At 66.7% G+C, this 15,756-nt stretch carries 16 protein-coding genes; 9 read left to right on the plus strand and 7 right to left on the minus strand.

Going from position 1 to position 15,756, the window contains the following annotated elements; all coding sequences use genetic code 11:
- Window positions 1-17 precede the first annotated feature (17 nt).
- Entirely contained in the window at window positions 18-707 is a 690-nt protein-coding gene (locus ACZK4Z_RS21520) for a glutathione binding-like protein (RefSeq protein ID WP_032129128.1), read from the minus strand.
- A gap of 110 nt (window positions 708-817) precedes the next feature.
- On the opposite strand from ACZK4Z_RS21520, the gene ACZK4Z_RS21525 reads away from it, so the two are divergent.
- Window positions 818-1,447 (plus strand): TIGR00645 family protein, encoded by a 630-nt coding sequence (locus ACZK4Z_RS21525; RefSeq protein WP_032129129.1) that lies wholly within the window; start codon window positions 818-820, stop codon window positions 1,445-1,447.
- Window positions 1,448-1,648: 201 nt separating this feature from the next.
- Window positions 1,649-2,650, plus strand: a complete 1,002-nt coding sequence (locus ACZK4Z_RS21530; RefSeq protein ID WP_125895406.1) for an energy transducer TonB — start codon at window positions 1,649-1,651, stop codon at window positions 2,648-2,650.
- 84 nt (window positions 2,651-2,734) lie between these two features.
- On the opposite strand, the gene ACZK4Z_RS21535 is transcribed toward ACZK4Z_RS21530, so the two are convergent.
- A complete protein-coding gene (locus tag ACZK4Z_RS21535; RefSeq protein ID WP_125895405.1) occupies window positions 2,735-2,989 on the minus strand; it encodes a hypothetical protein in 255 nt (84 codons plus the stop codon).
- A 77-nt stretch (window positions 2,990-3,066) separates the two neighbouring features.
- Here ACZK4Z_RS21535 and ACZK4Z_RS21540 point away from each other — a divergent pair, with 77 nt between their 5' ends.
- Together ACZK4Z_RS21540 and ACZK4Z_RS21545 are read left to right on the plus strand one after the other, a co-directional pair.
- Window positions 3,067-3,864, plus strand: a complete 798-nt coding sequence (locus tag ACZK4Z_RS21540; protein ID WP_125895404.1) for an AraC family transcriptional regulator — start codon at window positions 3,067-3,069, stop codon at window positions 3,862-3,864.
- 101 nt (window positions 3,865-3,965) lie between these two features.
- On the plus strand, window positions 3,966-4,664 hold the full coding sequence (locus ACZK4Z_RS21545; RefSeq protein ID WP_125895403.1) for a transposase: 699 nt from the start codon (window positions 3,966-3,968) through the stop codon (window positions 4,662-4,664).
- A gap of 34 nt (window positions 4,665-4,698) precedes the next feature.
- Here the strand turns inward: ACZK4Z_RS21545 and ACZK4Z_RS21550 are convergent, their stop codons facing one another.
- The 4 genes from ACZK4Z_RS21550 to ACZK4Z_RS21565 form a co-directional block, all read right to left on the minus strand.
- Window positions 4,699-5,883: an ABC transporter permease gene (locus ACZK4Z_RS21550; RefSeq protein WP_125895402.1), complete on the minus strand. Its 1,185-nt coding sequence runs from the start codon at window positions 5,881-5,883 to the stop codon at window positions 4,699-4,701.
- Complete coding sequence (locus ACZK4Z_RS21555; RefSeq protein ID WP_012512433.1) at window positions 5,880-6,626, minus strand: ABC transporter ATP-binding protein; 747 nt, start codon at window positions 6,624-6,626, stop codon at window positions 5,880-5,882. Before ACZK4Z_RS21555 ends, ACZK4Z_RS21550 begins: the two co-directional genes overlap by 4 nt.
- Window positions 6,623-8,149 carry an alpha/beta hydrolase gene (locus tag ACZK4Z_RS21560; protein WP_100469880.1) on the minus strand — a complete coding sequence of 509 codons (1,527 nt, stop codon included), beginning with the start codon at window positions 8,147-8,149 and terminating at the stop codon, window positions 6,623-6,625. Before ACZK4Z_RS21560 ends, ACZK4Z_RS21555 begins: the two co-directional genes overlap by 4 nt.
- A 68-nt stretch (window positions 8,150-8,217) precedes the next feature.
- Window positions 8,218-9,420 (minus strand): GGDEF domain-containing protein, encoded by a 1,203-nt coding sequence (locus tag ACZK4Z_RS21565; RefSeq protein WP_125895401.1) that lies wholly within the window; start codon window positions 9,418-9,420, stop codon window positions 8,218-8,220.
- Between the two features lie 154 nt (window positions 9,421-9,574).
- On the opposite strand from ACZK4Z_RS21565, the gene ACZK4Z_RS21570 reads away from it, so the two are divergent.
- The 3 genes from ACZK4Z_RS21570 (at window position 9,575) to ACZK4Z_RS21580 (ending at window position 12,820) form a co-directional block, all read left to right on the plus strand.
- Complete coding sequence (locus ACZK4Z_RS21570) at window positions 9,575-10,060, plus strand: DUF1203 domain-containing protein (RefSeq protein ID WP_125895400.1); 486 nt, start codon at window positions 9,575-9,577, stop codon at window positions 10,058-10,060.
- A 233-nt stretch (window positions 10,061-10,293) separates the two neighbouring features.
- Window positions 10,294-11,466, plus strand: a complete 1,173-nt coding sequence (locus ACZK4Z_RS21575) for a lytic polysaccharide monooxygenase (protein ID WP_049400887.1) — start codon at window positions 10,294-10,296, stop codon at window positions 11,464-11,466.
- A 178-nt stretch (window positions 11,467-11,644) separates the two neighbouring features.
- Complete coding sequence (locus tag ACZK4Z_RS21580; RefSeq protein WP_125895399.1) at window positions 11,645-12,820, plus strand: lytic polysaccharide monooxygenase; 1,176 nt, start codon at window positions 11,645-11,647, stop codon at window positions 12,818-12,820.
- A 74-nt stretch (window positions 12,821-12,894) separates the two neighbouring features.
- Here the strand turns inward: ACZK4Z_RS21580 and ACZK4Z_RS21585 are convergent, their stop codons facing one another.
- Window positions 12,895-13,644 (minus strand): ferredoxin--NADP reductase, encoded by a 750-nt coding sequence (locus ACZK4Z_RS21585; RefSeq protein WP_080356485.1) that lies wholly within the window; start codon window positions 13,642-13,644, stop codon window positions 12,895-12,897.
- A gap of 84 nt (window positions 13,645-13,728) precedes the next feature.
- On the opposite strand from ACZK4Z_RS21585, the gene ACZK4Z_RS21590 reads away from it, so the two are divergent.
- Together ACZK4Z_RS21590 and ACZK4Z_RS21595 are read left to right on the plus strand one after the other, a co-directional pair.
- The gene (locus ACZK4Z_RS21590) at window positions 13,729-14,697 is read left to right on the plus strand and encodes an ABC transporter ATP-binding protein (protein ID WP_049400895.1); all 969 of its coding nucleotides are present in this window, start codon (window positions 13,729-13,731) and stop codon (window positions 14,695-14,697) included.
- Window positions 14,694-15,485, plus strand: a complete 792-nt coding sequence (locus ACZK4Z_RS21595) for an ABC transporter permease (RefSeq protein ID WP_010482250.1) — start codon at window positions 14,694-14,696, stop codon at window positions 15,483-15,485. The genes ACZK4Z_RS21590 and ACZK4Z_RS21595 overlap by 4 nt, the downstream gene beginning before the upstream one ends.
- Window positions 15,486-15,756: the final 271 nt, after the last annotated feature.

A 15,756-nucleotide genomic window follows, 5' to 3' on the forward strand; every position in this document is an offset into this window, starting at 1 on the left:
GCACCCACCGTTCCGGGTCAACGCTGGCCGAACAGGTGCTTGCGCTCTTCGTCGCTGAGCGGCTTGCCGGCGTTGGGGTTCACCTGCTGGCGCAGGGCATAGGCGCGCTGGGTGGCCGGGCGTGCAGCAATCGCTTCGTGCCAGCGCTTGAGGTTCGGGAACGCGGCGAAATCCACCGGCAGCTTGTCGTAGGCGCCGATCCACGGGTAGCTGGCCATGTCGGCGATGGTGTACGCGTCCCCGGCCAGGAAGGCGTGCTGGGCCAGGCGCTTGTCCATCACCCCGTGCAGGCGGCGCACTTCGTTGTCATAGCGCTCGATCGCATACGGGATCTTCTCCGGCGCATACACATTGAAGTGGCCCATCTGGCCGCTCATCGGACCCAGGCCAGCCATCTGCCAGAACAGCCACTCCAGGGTGGTCACGCGGCCGCGCGGGTCGCTGGGCAGGAACTGGCCGGTCTTCTCGGCCAGATACAGCAGGATCGCGCCGGACTCGAACACGCTCTGCGGGGCGCCGCCATCGGCCGGGGCGTGGTCGACAATCGCAGGCATCTTGTTGTTCGGCGAGATCGCAAGGAATTCCGGCTTGAACTGGTCGCCCGAGCCGATGTTGACCGGATGGATGCGGTACTCCAGGCCGGCTTCTTCCAGCAGCAGGGTCACTTTGTGGCCGTTCGGGGTGGGCCAGTAATACAGGTCGATCATGGCGGCGGCTCGGGGTGCGGAAAGGAACCTGAAGTCTAGTGCGAGAGTTGGGTTGGCACCGTCACGACGGGCCGGTAACCTCGCGGCTCCCCCGAAACGCACTGTCCTGCATGAGCCACAGTCCTCGCCCCCTGTCCCCGTTGTCCTCGCTGATCTTCGCCTCGCGCTGGCTGCAGCTGCCGCTGTACCTGGGCCTGATCCTTGCCCAGTGCGTCTACGTGTTCCTGTTCGGCAAGGAACTGTGGCACCTGCTGTCCCACTCGGTCTCGATGGGCGAACAGCAGATCATGCTGATCGTGCTGGGCCTGATCGACGTGGTGATGATCTCCAATCTGCTGGTGATGGTGATCGTCGGTGGCTACGAGACCTTCGTCTCGCGCCTGCGCCTGGAAGGCCACCCGGACCAGCCGGAATGGCTGAGCCACGTCAACGCCAGCGTGCTGAAGGTGAAGCTGGCAATGGCGATCATCGGCATCTCCTCGATCCACCTGCTGAAGACTTTCATCGCCACCAGCGCGCTGAAGGGACTGCCGCTGTGCAAGCCGGAACAATGGGCAGCAGCAGTGTCGTCGGCTTCGACCAGCTTCTACAACGCTGGTGTCGATACCTGCACGACCATGACCCAGGAAGGCGTGCTGTGGCAGACCATCATCCACTGCGTGTTCATCCTGTCGGCGATCGGTATTGCCTGGACCGACAAGCTGATGTCCAACAGCCACAGCAAGTCGCACGACCACTGATGCGGCAACCGGCAGCGATCCTTCGCCGCTGCCCCATCCCGGCCCCTGCCCCTTGTACGCGGCGGTGGCCGGGATGCTAGATTGCACCCTCGCCGTTGCCGGCGGTGGCGTCGGGAAACGTCATCGTTCCGCGCCCGGACCACAGGTCCCGGCCATGCGTATCAATGATTTACGTCACGTCGTCTTCTAGAGGGGAGCAGGATGTCGCACGTCTCAACGATCACCGCCGCGCGCCGGTGGCTGCCGGTTGCTTTGGCACTGGCGCTGGCCGCCTGCTCGGGAAAGGAAGAATCTGCAGCACCGGCCCCGGCCGCCGCACCCGCCGCTGCTGCACCGGCCGCACCGGTGGTCGCCGCCAAGGTGCAGTCCATGGGCACCGAACAGCTGCGTGAATCGGCCAGCCAGGCATTGCGCGAGAACCGCATGTACGCGCCGGCCGGCGACAACGCCATCGAGTACTACCTCGCCCTGCGCGACAAGACACCGGACGACGCGTCGGTGAAGAGCGCGCTGACCGACCTGCTGCCCTACACCCTGATCGCCGCCGAGCAGCACCTGGGCCGCGAGGACTACACCGAGGCGCAGCGCCTGGTGGCACTGATCGAGAAGGTGGACGCCTCCGCTCCCGCCCTGCCGCGCCTGAAGGAAGGCCTGGCCAAGGGCGTGGAAAATGCGGCCAAGCGCAGCGAGACCGAAGCCGAGAAGGCCAAGAAGGACGCCGAAGACCGGACCAAGCAGCAGGCCGAACAGCAGCGCCTGACCGAGCAGCGCGCCAAGGAAGCCGATGCGGCCAAGCAGATTGCCGCGCAGCAGGATGCCGCACGCCGCGACAACGAGCGCCAGGAGGCCGAGCGCCAGGCCGCGGCCCGTCGCGATGCCGAACAGAAACAGCAGCAGGCCGCCGCCCAACAGGCCAGCGCCGCACGCCAGGCAGCCGCCGCGGCAGCTCCCACCCTCCGCCCGGTCAGCACGCCGGCGCCGCGCTATCCGGCCGAGGCACTGCGTTCGGGAACGTCGGGCGAAGTGCTGGTGGAGATCACCGTCGGTACCGACGGCTCAGTGGTCAGCGCCCGCGTGCTGCGCGCGACGTCGGGACGGACCTTCGACCGCGAAGCCCTGAACGCGGTCAAGCGCTGGCGCTTCGAGCCGGTCAACGCGCCGGTCACCACCCGCCGCACCCTGGTGTTCGCACCGGGCGGCTGACCGCAAAAAAGGGGACGGAGGGGATTAAGTCGTTTCTGCCACCTCCATGACGCCAAGGCCCGGTCCGTCCGGGCCTTGTCCGTTTCAGGCAGCGCCATCAATCAGGCGCTGCAGCGCCGGATCGCGCGCAGCCAGCACCTGGAACAGGCCCAGCGCGTGCAGGCCCGGCAGCAACGCACGCAGGTCAGATTCGGCTGTGGCGCGGGTGGCATCATCGCTGGCGGGATCCTGCCAGTCGCGGACGCTGGCCAGGAAAGCACCCACGCTGCCCTTGCGCACGGTGAGGCCATTTACCTGCACCTCGTTCTGATGGTCCGGAAGAATGTCCTGTGGCTGCATGGGGAAGCGCTCCGTTGAAGTGGGCTCCAGTGTCGGAGCCCGGACGCGACGTTTCTGCCGTATAACTGCCAATTGATATGGCAGATCAGACAACCACCGCATTGATTGACCCGGCGCTGGCCAATGCCGCCGATGGGCCTGCATTGCTGGGGGCGCAGCTGCGCCTGCCGGGTCCGCGCCGCACGGCACGCCACCAGCACGCACGTGGGCAGCTGCTGGGTGCACATCAGGGCCTGCTGCGGATCGAGGTCGGCGACCTGCACTGGCTGCTGCCGGCGGGTCATGTCGCCTGGATACCGCCTTCGCTGCCCCACGCTCTGGCCAGTACCAGTGCGTTCGACGGCTGGAGCCTGTACTTCAGCGCGCAGGCCTGCACCGACCTGCCTGTAGCCCCTCGCATCTTCCAGCCGGGGCCGCTGCTGCAGGCCGCGGTGATTCGGGCGCTGCAGTGGCCGCATGTTCCACTGGATGCCACACAGGCACGACTGGCCGGTGTGATCGCCGATGAGATTGCCGCCAGCACGCCTCTGCCGCTTGCCCTGCCACAACCGCATGACCGGCGACTGCAAAAACTTGCCGCCGCACTGGCGCGCGCACCGCACGACAACCGCAGCATCGAGGACTGGGCCGCCAGCAGCGGTCTGTCCAGCCGCAGCCTCGCCCGCCATTGGCTGGCCGAGACCGGCCTGTCGCCAAGCCAGTGGCGGCAGCGCCTGCGGGTGCTGCTGGCACTGCCACGCCTGCTGTCCGGCGAGCCGGTGATCAGCGTCGCGCTGTCGATGGGCTACGACACACCCAGTGCCTTCATCGCCGTGTTCAAGCGCGAGATGGGGGTGACGCCTGCGCGGTATGGAAAAGGGGACGGAGGGGATTAAGTCGCTTCTGCCCTCCCCCACATCAACTCGCGGCATCGCCTGATGCCCTTCGCGGTCACGGAGGCGGCAGGCTGATGATTCCTTGAAACCCCTGAACTGCCATGCCTCGACAAGCACGCCTGATGTTGGCCGAACAGCCGTATCACGTAACCCAGCGCGGTGTGAACAAGGGGGCGATCTTCGTTGACGATATCGACCGCCAGCTGTTTCTGCACCTTTTGCACAGCGCCTTCCTGAAGCATCAGGTCGCGCTGCATGCCTATGTATTGATGGGCAATCACGTCCATCTATTGGCCACACCCTCCACTCAGGCCGGCTTGGCCAACGCGATGCGGATGCAGGGCAACAACTATGTCCAGGCGTTCAATCAGCGGCATGAGCGCAGCGGACCACTCTGGCAGGGCCGCTTCCATTCTTCGATGGTGGACAGCGACGCCTATCTGCTCAGCGTTTATCGCTACATCGAACTCAATCCGGTTCGTGCAGGCAGGACAGGCGCCCCGGAAGATCACCCATGGTCGAGCGTGCATGGAAACCTGCAGCGCCGCGATGATCCGATGCTGACAGAACACCCCGCCTTTCAGGCACTGGCCTCGACCAAGCGACAGCGGACGACGCTCTATGCGCAGTTCCTGCGGGACGTGAACGCGTCCGCCGACCTGCCGGCAATACGCGCGCACAGTGCCGGGCAGCATCCGTTGGGAAATGCAGCTTACCTGCGGATGGTGGAACAGACACTGGGCCGCCCCGTGGTGCTGCGCAAGCGGGGGCGCCCTCAGAAAAAGGGGGCGGAGGGTTAAAAACGACTTAATCCCCTCCGTCCCCTTTTTGCAGTCAGCCCGAGATCGCCAGACGCTCGTTGTGGTAACGGCGCACGGCGGCGAACCATAGCACTGCGGCCAGGCCAAGGCTGGCGCCGAGATAGATCGCCCACACCGCAGGCGTGATCGTCTCGTGGCGGATCACCTTCAGCAGCATCTGGTTCTGCGACAGGAACGGCACCGCGTACTGCCACAGCTCGCTCTTCAGCGGGTACGCCACCAGTGCGTAGCCAGGCATCATCGGCAGCAGCATCAGCCAGGTCATGTGGCTCTGCGCTTCCTTCATGCTCTTGGCCGCGGCCGACAGGAAGGTCAGCAGCGAGGTGCCGATCATCAGCATCGGCAGCATCACCAGCAGCATCTGCAGCATCGAACCGACGTTCATGTTGAACTGGCGGCCGATGTTGCCGGGCGCGATCTGTGCGCTCACCTTGAACGCCACCAGGGTCAGCAGCAGCGATACGAACCCGACCACGCAGGCAGCAGCGATCTTGCCGCTGACGATCGCGCTGCGCGAGCCGGGCGTGGCCAGCAGCGGTTCCAGTGACTGCCGCTCGCGCTCGCCGGCGGTGGCATCCATCACCAGATAGGCGCCGCCGATGAACGAGGTCAGCGTGAGCAGCACCGGCAGCAGCATCGACAGGATCATGCCGCGCTTGGCCTCGGCACTGGCCAGGTCCTGGCGCGCCACATCCAGCGGCCGCGCCACCTGTGCGTCGATGCCGCGCGCCATCAATCGCAGTGCCCCCACCTGGCCGTTGTAGGTGGCCAGTGCCGCCTCCAGACGTGCGCTGGGCACTTCGGCGGCACGACGGGTACTGTCCTTGATCACCTCCACCAGCGCCGGCTTGCCATCGGCCCAGTCCTTGCCGAAGTCATCGCTGATGCGCAGCGCCACGTCGATCTCCTGGCTGCGGATGGCCTCGGCCAGGTCCTTCGGTGCAGGTGCGGTGTTCAGCCCCTGCGCGGCGAGGAAACGCACCAGGTTGGGGGCGTTCTCCGCACCGATGGTCGGAATCTGCAGCGGCTGCTCGATCTGGGTGCGTACCCGGCTCTCGGCCAGCTTGCCCATGCCCAGCAGCAGCACCGGGTATAGCAGCGGCCCGAACAGCAGGGTCAGCAGCAGCGTGCGGCGATCACGGGAAAGGTCGCGCAGTTCCTTGCGCATCACCGTCATCAGGGTCGACATCATGCTCATGCGTGCAGGCCCTCTTCGCTGCCGATCAGTTTCACGAACGCGTCTTCCAGGTTGGATTCGCCGGCTTGCGCACGCAGTTCATCGGCGCTGCCGGCAGCCATCACCGTGCCCTTGGCGATGATCACGATGTGATCGCACAGCGCGGCCACCTCCTGCATGATGTGGCTGGACAGGATCACGCAGCGGCCCTCTTCGCGCAGGCCCAGCAGGAAGCGGCGCAGTGCGCGCGTGGTCATCACGTCCAGGCCGTTGGTCGGCTCATCCAGAATGACGTTGCGCGGGTCGTGCACCAGCGCGCGGGCGATCGCGGTCTTGGTGCGCTGGCCCTGCGAGAAGCCATCGGTCTGGCGGTCGAGGATGTCACCCATGTCCAGGGCATGCGACAGCACTTCGATGCGTTCGCGGATGCGCTCGGCCGACAGGCCATGCAGCTCGCCGAAGTAGGCGATGTTCTCGCGCGCGGTCAGGCGCTTGTAGACGCCACGCGCATCGGGCAGCACGCCAAGGTGGCGGCGTACTTCCACCGGATTGCGTGCGGCATCGACACCATCGACGCTGATGCTGCCCTGGTCCGGGGTCATCAGCGTGTACAGCATGCGCATGGTGGTGGTCTTGCCGGCACCATTGGGGCCCAGCAGGCCGGTGATGCGGCCGTCCTCGGCGCGGAAGCCGACATTGGAGACCGCCTGGATGCGGCCGGTGCGGGTGTCGAAAGCCTTGTGCAGGTTGTCGGCGACGATCATGGTTCCCATCCGTTGAACGAGGTGAACGCCGGCACGTAGCTCAGCGTGTCCAGGCAGCCGGCATCCAGCGCCTTGGCATCGGTCTTGTCGATGAACTGGCCGAGCAGGCGCGGCATGCAGCCAGCACTCAGCGTGCCGTGGCCCTGGCCGCGGGCGACCAGCGCGCGGCCATTGGGCAGGCCCTTGAGGACCTGTTCGGCATAGCGCGGTGGCGTCACCGGGTCGAGTTCACCGGACAGCAGCAGCGCCGGTACGTCACTGCGCAGCGGCACGGCATTGGCCGCTGGCGCCGGCTGGTGCGGCCATACCGGGCAGGCCGCGAAGAAGGCACTGGCCACGTCGTTGCCGAACAGTCGCTCCGGGTCCTCGGCCGGCGCCTTGTAACGCGGCGCATCCTCGCTGCAGATCACCGACCACTGCATGCCTCGGTTGATCTGGAAATCCATGCTGCGGCTCGCACCGCGTGCCAGCGACGCCAGCGGTGCATAGCGGCCATGCGCGGCTTCATCGAGCACCAGCGGCAGCAGCGAGGAATACTGCGGCACATAGGAGAAGGCGAACGCCAGGCCGATCACGCTGTCCGGACTCAGCACATCCTGCCGGGTCTGGTTGGTGCCGGGGTCGCGATACTCCACCGAGACCGGCGCACGGCGCAGGGTCTCGACCACGCTGCGCAGCTGCGCGCGGGTGTCGGTCGGGAAGCGTTTGCTGCAGGCGGCATCCTTGCGGCACTGCGCCGACTGCAGGGCGATCGCATCCTCGAACGTCGTGGCGAAGTCGCCGCCCACCACCAGTTCATTGGGCACTACGCCATCGATGACGATGCTGCGGGTGTGCTGCGGATAGGCACCGGCATAGCGCTGGGCCACGCGGGTACCGTAGGAGCCGCCGACCAGGTTGATCCGGTCCACGCCCAAGGCCTGGCGTACCGCATCCAGGTCGGCGATGGCTTCGGTGGTGGTGTAGAAGCGGGCATCGGCACGCCCCTGCAGCGAGGCCGCGCAGCGCTGCGCGTAGTCGCGCAGCGACGCTTCAGTGGGTGCGGCATCCTCGTCCATGGCCAGTTCCTTGCCATCCGCGCCGAGGCAGCTGAGCGGGTTGGAGCCACCGGTACCCCGCTGGTCGACAAGGAAGATGTCGCGCTGCTTGCGCACCTGGCGCAGCGCGGTATCGACGATGACCGCCACTTCGCTGGCCGCCTGGCCGGGACCACCGGCCAGGAAGAACACCGGGTCGGGCTGGCTGGAGCCGCTGCTGCCCGATTCCAGCCAGGCGATGCGCAGGCCAATGCGTCGGCCATCGGGCTGGGCCCGGTCCTCCGGCACCTGCAGGGTGGCGCACTGCGCTTCCACGTTGGCGCTGGCGCCTTCGGTGGACAACGTGCAGGGCTGGAAGTCGATCGTGCCGAAACGGCGGCTGGGTGCATCGCTGGCGCTTTCGGCGCCGGGTGACGGTGACTGGCTGCAACCGGCAAGCATCAGGCTGGCCAACGCTGCGGCCAACGCGAGGTGGTGTCTTTGCATCGTGCTCGTTTCCCCTGGAGGACGTTCCTGGCAACCACGACGGGCTGCCGCGGAAGATGTGACTCAACTTACACGGGCACGGCGTCGTCGGCGATGGGCAGACGCGAAATCTCCGCGGGCGTGGCGCAGGCCAGGCGGTCGCGGCCTGCGGCCTTGGCCCGGTACAGCGCCGCATCCGCCGCTGCCAGCAGCGTGGACAGGTCGCCATGGCCGTCGTCCATGGCCAGGCCGATGCTGGCGGTGACCGTCACCGGCCCGGTGCCCAGCCGCGCCGGCTTCTGCTGCAGAGCGGTACGGATCGCGGCGGCCCACGCCATCGCTTCACCCTGTGTGCTGCCGGCCAGCACCAGCACGAACTCCTCGCCACCGTAGCGGCCCAGCAGCGTGTCGTGGCCCTGCAAACCATGCTGCAGCAGCGCAGCGAAGTGACGCAGTACCTGGTCACCGGCCAGGTGGCCCCAGCGGTCGTTGATCTGCTTGAAGTGATCGACGTCGACCAGCAGCAGGGCCAGTGGCCGGCCCTGCCGACGCAGCCGCTGCAACTGCGCCTGGCCATCGGCCAGCACCGCGCTGCGGTTGAGCAGCCCGGTCAGGCCATCGGTGCGTGCCGCACGCCGCAGATCGACCAGCATGCGCTCGACCAGCAGCAGCACCATCGCGAAACATCGCGCCAGCTCCAGCATCACCCCGGCAATGTAGGTGACGAACATCGGCGTGCCGGTGCGCATGATGTCCTCACCGGCATCGGGCGCCACCGGCAGGAACAGGCGCACCGCGTACAGTGCCGCCTCGGCCAGGAACACCGCCGCCGCCAGACGGCAGCTGGTGCGCTGCTGCACGGGGGCATGCCGCAGCAGCAGCCATGCGATCCAGCCATCGACCAGCAGCGTGAACACACTGAACACCTGCAGGCGCACGCCCAGGTCCGGCCAGAACACCAGGAAGGCGAAGATGCAGGCCATGAACGCGGCCGCCAACAACAACGGCCGCCACAGCGGCAGCGGCTGTTCCAGATGCAGCGCCACGCCGCGCAGCATCAGCACCGCGCAACCGGCCATCGCCGCATTACCGGCCAGTATGGCCGGCGCCAACGGCAGGTAGGGGCGCAGCGCAAGCAGGGTCACGCCCAGGGTCAGCAGCCACAGGCTGGCGGTCCACAGGCGCAGCACCGGTTGCCCGCGCAGCACCACCAGCAGCAATGAGAACCCCACGGCGATGCCGATGCAGAGCAGGAAGCCAAGCACGGTGATGGTGGGGAAATCCAGGGACATGCGGCGCTCATCGGCCGGGGCGGCGCGCGCATCTTAGCGCCTTGCGGTGCGATCCCCGTGGCACTGCCTGGCCCGATGGCGATGCCGGGTCTGAAAACGGCGAGCATGACGGCCGGTGCGTGCGCAGAATCCGGGGAAAACCAAGGAGACGCCCATGCATGCGTGGTACCTCGGTGGCCTCGACCACCGCCCCTTCCAGCATCTGTTCGAGAAGAGTGACACCGCGCTGGCTGCGCTGGGCATCCAGCGTCGCTGGGCCGGCGAAACAGGAGGACACCCCTGCCGGATCGGCCTGAGCGATCCGCCCAGCGGCAGCGAGCTGCTGCTGTTGTCCCATGTGCACCTGCCGCTGCACTCGCCCTATCACGCCTCGGGCCCGATCTTCGTGCAGCGTGGCGTAACGCGCTGCGTGCTGCCGCCGGGCGAGGTACCCGCCTATGTACAGCGCCGTACGATCTCGTTGCGCGCCTATGACCACACTGCATTGATGCTGGCCGCAGAGATCAGCGCGGGCAGTGATGTTGCCGCCCGGCTGGACGCGCTGTTTGCCGACCCTGCCGTGGCCTTCGTGCAACTGCACAACGCGGCCCACGGCTGCTTCTCGTGCCAGGCAGATCGGGTGGGTATGCCGGCGACGTAGCAGGATCTCCACGACGTGATCGATGCCACGCCGAAGACGTGATGGTCAACGCATCCGTTCAGTCCCGCGTGAAGCCTGCGGGAAGGGCTTCACACCCCCAGTCACGGATCGGCGCTTCGGTGGTTCCGCACCCTGCATCGCGACTCGATACTCGCTGTGGTGCCGCCGAAAGTCCGCCGTGCAGCGTAGCTCCTGCGGTCACCGTTTTCTTTCGACGACCACAAGGAAGCGCCATGTCATTCCGATCCACACCGCTGTTGCTGGCCACCTCGTTCGCCGCTGCGGGCCTGTGCCTGGCCGGCAACGCATTCGCCCACGGCACCATGACCACGCCGGTCAGCCGCGTCTATGCCTGTTTCCAGGGCAATCCGGAGAACCCGACCAACCCGGCCTGTGCTGCCGCCAAGGCCGTCGGTGGTTCGCAGGCGTTCTACGACTGGAACGGCATCAATCAGGCCAACGCCAACGGCAACCACCAGGCCGTAGTGCCCGATGGCAAGCTGTGCAGCGGCAACAACCCGACCTTCCGCGGGCTGGATGTGAACCGCAGCGACTGGCAGACCACGCCGATCCAGCCAGATGCCAACGGCAAGTTCACCTTCGTGTTCAAGGCAACCGCGCCGCACGCCACGCGTGACTGGCGCTTCTTCGTCACCCGCGACGGCTGGCAGCCGGGTAGTCCGCTGCGCTGGGCCGACCTGCAGGAGTTCTGCACGCTGGGCAACACGCCGCTGTCGGCCGATGGCACCTACAAGCTGCAGTGCACGCTGCCACAGCGCAGCGGCCAGCATGTGATCTACAACACCTGGCAGCGCTCGGATTCGACCGAAGCGTTCTACACCTGCATGGACGTGCGCTTTGAAGGAGGCGGTGGCAGCACCCCGCCCGCAGCGCAGTGGCAGGATGCCGGCCCGGTCACCGCGCGCGGCGAGCTGCCGGTCGGCACCACCCTGGCGTTGCGCGTGTTCAACGCCAACGGCAATGATGTCGAACGCGTGGAAGCGACCCTGGCCAGTGGCCAGACTGCGGCCGCGCAGTGGCCGTTGGCGCTGGCCCGCAAGGTCAATACCAGCGCCCAGCACGCACGCGTGGGCGTGCTCAGCAATGGCGTGATCACACCGACGGCCTCGGCCACCGCCAACCGCGTGTACCTGAAGGATGGCAACCGCTTCCAGCTCGATACCCAGGTGCCCGACCCCGGCACGCCATCACCGGGCGGTGATTTTGACCACGTGTATCCCGCCGGTATCGGCAGCTACGTGCCGGGCCAGACCGTGGTGAAGGGCGGCGACGGCAAGCTTTATGCCTGCCGCCCGTTCCCGGAAGGTGCATGGTGCAACGTCAACGCCGAAGCCTACCGGCCGGGCGTGGGTGCAGCATGGCGCGATGCGTGGATCGCGTACTGAGGCAGTGATGCGGGAGGCGGTGCACAGTGCACCGCCTTTCGCCCGGATGGCGGCACAGTGAGCACCGTGTTGCAGATCGAACACAGCCGCCATCGATTTCAAACTTGTCCGATGTTGCCGACGGCCCTGCATGTGAAGACTGCGCGAGGTTTCCCACACTTCGCAAAGGAGTTCCTGCATGCACCTGTCCCACCGGGCAGTCCTCGCTCTGTCCGTCGTTGCCGGCCTGGCCCTGTCCGGCAGCGCCCTCGCCCACGGCACCATGTCCAAGCCGCTCAGCCGCGTGAAGCAGTGCCACGAAGGCAATCCGGAAAACCCGACCAACCCGGCCTGTGCCGCGGCCAAGGCCATCGGCGGCGCGCAGCCGTTCTATGACTGGAGCGCGATCGCCCACGGCAACGCCAATGGCAACCACCGCGACCTGGTGCGCGATGGCGAGCTGTGCAGCGCCAGCATCCCCAAGTACCGCGGCCTCGATCTGAATCGCAGCGACTGGCCGACCACGCCGATGCGCGCCGATTCGCGTGGCCGCTACACCTTCGAATTCCTGGCGCCGGCGCCGCACGCCACCCGCGAGTGGAAGTTCTACGTCACCCGTGACGGTTGGCAGCCGGGCAGCCCGCTGCGCTGGGCCGACCTGCAGGAATTCTGCACCCTGGGCAACGTGCCGCTGTCCGAAGGCGGTGTCTACAAGCTGGACTGCCCGCTGCCCAAGCGCACTGGCCAGCACATCATCTACAACACCTGGCAGCGCTCGGATTCGCAGGAAGCGTTCTACACCTGCATGGACGTGCGCTTCGAAGGTGGCGGTGGCGTGGTTCCGCCGCCGCAGTGGCAGGATGCCGGCGCGGTGACCGCCAATGGCGCACTGGACGTGGACAGCACCGTGACCCTGCGTGTGTTCAATGCCAACGGCAATGATCTGGAGCGCGTGGAAACCAAACTGGCCGCTGGCCAGACCAGCCCGACGCAGTGGCCGCTGGCCCTGGCCCGCAAGGTCAATGCCAGTGCACAGCATGCGCGCGTGGGCGTGATGAAGAACGGCGTGATCACGCCGGTCGCCTCGGCCACCGACAACCGCGTGTACCTGAAGCAGGGCAACCGCTTCCAGCTGGAAACCCAGGTGCCGGGTCCGGGCCCGATCGATCCAGTCGATCCGCCGGGCGGCGACTTCGACTTCGTGTACCCGGCCGGCCTCGGCAGCTACAAGCCGGGCGAGACCGTGGTGAAGGGCACTGACGGCAAGCTGTATGCCTGCCGCCCGTTCCCGGAAGGCGCCTGGTGCAACATCAATGCCGATGCCTATCGTCCGGGCACCGGCTATGCGTGGCGCGACGCCTGGATCGCGTACTGAGGCAGGACACCGGGGGCGGCGTGATGCCGCCCCTGGTTCATGGGCTGCCGGCCAGCGGCCGGCACTACGCAGGCTTACTTGCTGCTGACGTACTTCTCGCGGCGGATCTGCGGGTTGCCCAGCCCCGCGCCCTTCAGCAGTTCGGCACAGGCGTCGACCATGTCCGGGTTGCCGCACAGGTAGGCAATGTCGGTGGCCGGGTCCGGGGTGAAGCCGGCCAGCGCCTGCTGCACGTAGCCGTGCTGCACGTCCGGGTGCGGATCAGCCGGCAGTTCGCGCGACAGGCATGGAACATAACGGAAGTTCGGGTGCTTTTCGGCGAAGCTGTAGAAATCTTCGCTGTACAGCAGCTCACCCGGGCTGCGCGCGCCCTGCAGCAGCACGATCTGCACGCCGCGCTCGGCCATGGCCTTTTCCAGCAGCGGCAGCATCGAGCGGTACGGGGTAACGCCGGTGCCGGTGGCGATCAGCAGGTAGCGGGCATTGTGGTCACCGGGATTCAGGCAGAACCGGCCATAGGGGCCGGACGCACTGATCTGGCCGCCCTGCTCCAGCGCCTCGAACAGGGCCGTGGCGGCGCCACCGGGGACGAAACTGACCGCGATATCCACCGCCTCGCCCGGGCCCAGCGCGTGGTCGTGGATGGTCGCCAGCGAGTAGCTGCGCTTGGTTTCGGTGCCGTCGGCGTAGCTGAAATGGACCTGGATGAACTGGCCGGGCTGGAAATCCAGCGGCTGTCCATCGTCACGCACGAACTGGTAGTGGCCGACGGTCGGGGCCAGCATGCGGCAGCCGACCAGCTTGAGGGGGAATTGAACAGGCACGACTTTTCGGGACAGTGTGTAGCCGGGGCAAGCCCTCGGGGTCTTCTATAATAGCCCCTCCCCGCCCCTCTCCAGCGCCAGCCCATGGGCGCGAAGGCTTCGAGCTTGGCATCCCAGAACGATACGGCGCCCGCCCTGCGCGTGCGCGACCTGCGCAAGACCTATGACAACGGCACCCAGGCCCTGAAGGGGGTTTCCCTGGAAGTGGCCCCGGGCGACTTCTTCGCCCTGCTCGGCCCCAACGGTGCCGGCAAGTCCACCCTGATCGGCATCATCAGCTCCCTGGTCAACCTCAGCGAGGGCCAGGTGGAAGTGTTCGGCAGCGACCTGGTGCGCAACCGCAGCGCCACCATGCGCCTGATCGGGCTGGTGCCGCAGGAGATCAACTTCAACCTGTTCGAAAAGCCCTTCGACATCCTGGTGAACTACGCCGGTTTCTATGGCGTGCCGCGCGAGGAAGCCGAGCAGCGTGCCGAAGAGGAACTGAAGCGGGCGCACCTGTGGGAAAAGGCACAGGTGATGAGCCGTACGCTGTCCGGTGGCATGAAGCGCCGGCTGATGATCGCCCGCGCGATGATGACCCGCCCGCGCCTGCTGATCCTGGACGAGCCGACCGCCGGCGTGGACATCGAGATCCGCCGCGACATGTGGCGCGTGCTGAAGGAGATCAACGCCGCCGGCACCACGATCATCCTCACCACGCACTACCTGGAAGAAGCCGAGTACCTGTGCCGCCACCTGGCGATCATCAATCATGGCCAGATCGTCGAGCAGGGGCCGATGCGCACCCTGCTGGCCAAGCTGGACGTGGAAGGCTTCCTGCTGGACATCGACGGTGACCTGCCTGCGCAGCTGCCGGTGATCGAGGGCGCGACGCTGACCGCACCGGACCCGCACACGCTGGACATCGACATGCCGCGCGCAATGGACCTCAACCGCGTGTTTGCCACGCTCAACGAGTCCGGTATCCGTGTGCGTTCGATGCGTACCAAGAGCAACCGCCTGGAGGAGCTGTTCGTGCGCCTCACCGGCAACCTGGAGAAGCCTGCATGAGCACCACCGAGCTGACCGACGGCCAGCGCAACCGCGTCGCACTGATGACCATCGTGCGCCGCGAAGTCGCCCGCATCATGCGCATCTGGGGCCAGACCCTGGTGCCGCCGGCGATCACCATGACCCTGTACTTCCTGATCTTCGGCAACCTGATCGGGTCGCGCGTGGGGGACATGGGCGGCTACACCTACATGCAGTTCATCGTGCCGGGCCTGGTGATGATGAGCGTGATCCAGAACAGCTACGGCAACATCAGCTCCTCGTTCTTCGGCGCCAAGTTCGGCCGCCACGTGGAAGAGCTGCTGGTCAGCCCGATGCCGAACTGGGTGATCCTGTGGGGCTACGTGGCCGGTGCGGTGCTGCGCGGCCTGATGGTGGGCGTGATCGTGCTGATCATCGCGATGTTCTTCACCCCGGTGCGCATCCCGCACCCGCTGGTGATGCTGACCACGGTGATCCTGGGTGCGACGATCTTCTCGCTGGCCGGTTTCATCAACGCGGTGTATGCGAAGAAGTTCGATGACGTGGCGATCGTGCCGACCTTCATCCTGACCCCGCTGACCTACCTGGGTGGCGTGTTCTATTCGGTGAAGCTGCTGCCGGGCTGGGCCGAGGCCGCCACGCACGCGAATCCGATCTTCTACATGGTCAATGCATTCCGCTATGGCCTGCTGGGCAGCAGCGATGTGCCGCTGCCGGTGGCCTACGGGCTGATGATCGGATTCGTGGTGGTGCTGACGGCGCTGGCGCTGTGGCTGCTGCGCCGTGGCGTGGGCATGCGCAGCTGAGGGTTGCCTGCAGGGCCTGCGGCCCTGCACCCGCCGAATCAACGTCAACGTCAACTTCTACGGCAACGTCAAAAGCTGGCATTCCGTGGGTTGGCGGGGTGGATCCGGTTGCGGGGGACGCTGCAAGTCCCCCTCCGGGGCCCGGCCCAGCCGCTGGCGGCTGTGCGTTCGGGCGCTTGCGAAGCAATGCTTCGCAAGCAAAGCGCCCTCACCCATGTAAGCTCGGTCGCCGCTTGCTCGTGTGCGCTGTCCTGCGCACACGGCAAGACCG

Source organism: Stenotrophomonas sp. 71799_Sma, assembly GCF_056482505.1.

Excerpts from the sequence above, each read along its gene's own strand:
- ACZK4Z_RS21520 (WP_032129128.1), bottom strand. The coding sequence starts at position 707 with ATGATCGACCTGTATTACTGGCCCACCCCGAACGGCCACAAAGTGACC.
- ACZK4Z_RS21525 (WP_032129129.1), top strand. The coding sequence starts at position 818 with ATGAGCCACAGTCCTCGCCCCCTGTCCCCGTTGTCCTCGCTGATCTTC.
- ACZK4Z_RS21530 (WP_125895406.1), top strand. The coding sequence starts at position 1,649 with ATGTCGCACGTCTCAACGATCACCGCCGCGCGCCGGTGGCTGCCGGTT.
- ACZK4Z_RS21535 (WP_125895405.1), bottom strand. The coding sequence starts at position 2,989 with ATGCAGCCACAGGACATTCTTCCGGACCATCAGAACGAGGTGCAGGTA.
- ACZK4Z_RS21540 (WP_125895404.1), top strand. The coding sequence starts at position 3,067 with ATGGCAGATCAGACAACCACCGCATTGATTGACCCGGCGCTGGCCAAT.
- ACZK4Z_RS21545 (WP_125895403.1), top strand. The coding sequence starts at position 3,966 with ATGCCTCGACAAGCACGCCTGATGTTGGCCGAACAGCCGTATCACGTA.
- ACZK4Z_RS21550 (WP_125895402.1), bottom strand. The coding sequence starts at position 5,883 with ATGAGCATGATGTCGACCCTGATGACGGTGATGCGCAAGGAACTGCGC.
- ACZK4Z_RS21555 (WP_012512433.1), bottom strand. The coding sequence starts at position 6,626 with ATGATCGTCGCCGACAACCTGCACAAGGCTTTCGACACCCGCACCGGC.
- ACZK4Z_RS21560 (WP_100469880.1), bottom strand. The coding sequence starts at position 8,149 with ATGCAAAGACACCACCTCGCGTTGGCCGCAGCGTTGGCCAGCCTGATG.
- ACZK4Z_RS21565 (WP_125895401.1), bottom strand. The coding sequence starts at position 9,420 with ATGTCCCTGGATTTCCCCACCATCACCGTGCTTGGCTTCCTGCTCTGC.
- ACZK4Z_RS21570 (WP_125895400.1), top strand. The coding sequence starts at position 9,575 with ATGCATGCGTGGTACCTCGGTGGCCTCGACCACCGCCCCTTCCAGCAT.
- ACZK4Z_RS21575 (WP_049400887.1), top strand. The coding sequence starts at position 10,294 with ATGTCATTCCGATCCACACCGCTGTTGCTGGCCACCTCGTTCGCCGCT.
- ACZK4Z_RS21580 (WP_125895399.1), top strand. The coding sequence starts at position 11,645 with ATGCACCTGTCCCACCGGGCAGTCCTCGCTCTGTCCGTCGTTGCCGGC.
- ACZK4Z_RS21590 (WP_049400895.1), top strand. The coding sequence starts at position 13,729 with ATGGGCGCGAAGGCTTCGAGCTTGGCATCCCAGAACGATACGGCGCCC.
- ACZK4Z_RS21595 (WP_010482250.1), top strand. The coding sequence starts at position 14,694 with ATGAGCACCACCGAGCTGACCGACGGCCAGCGCAACCGCGTCGCACTG.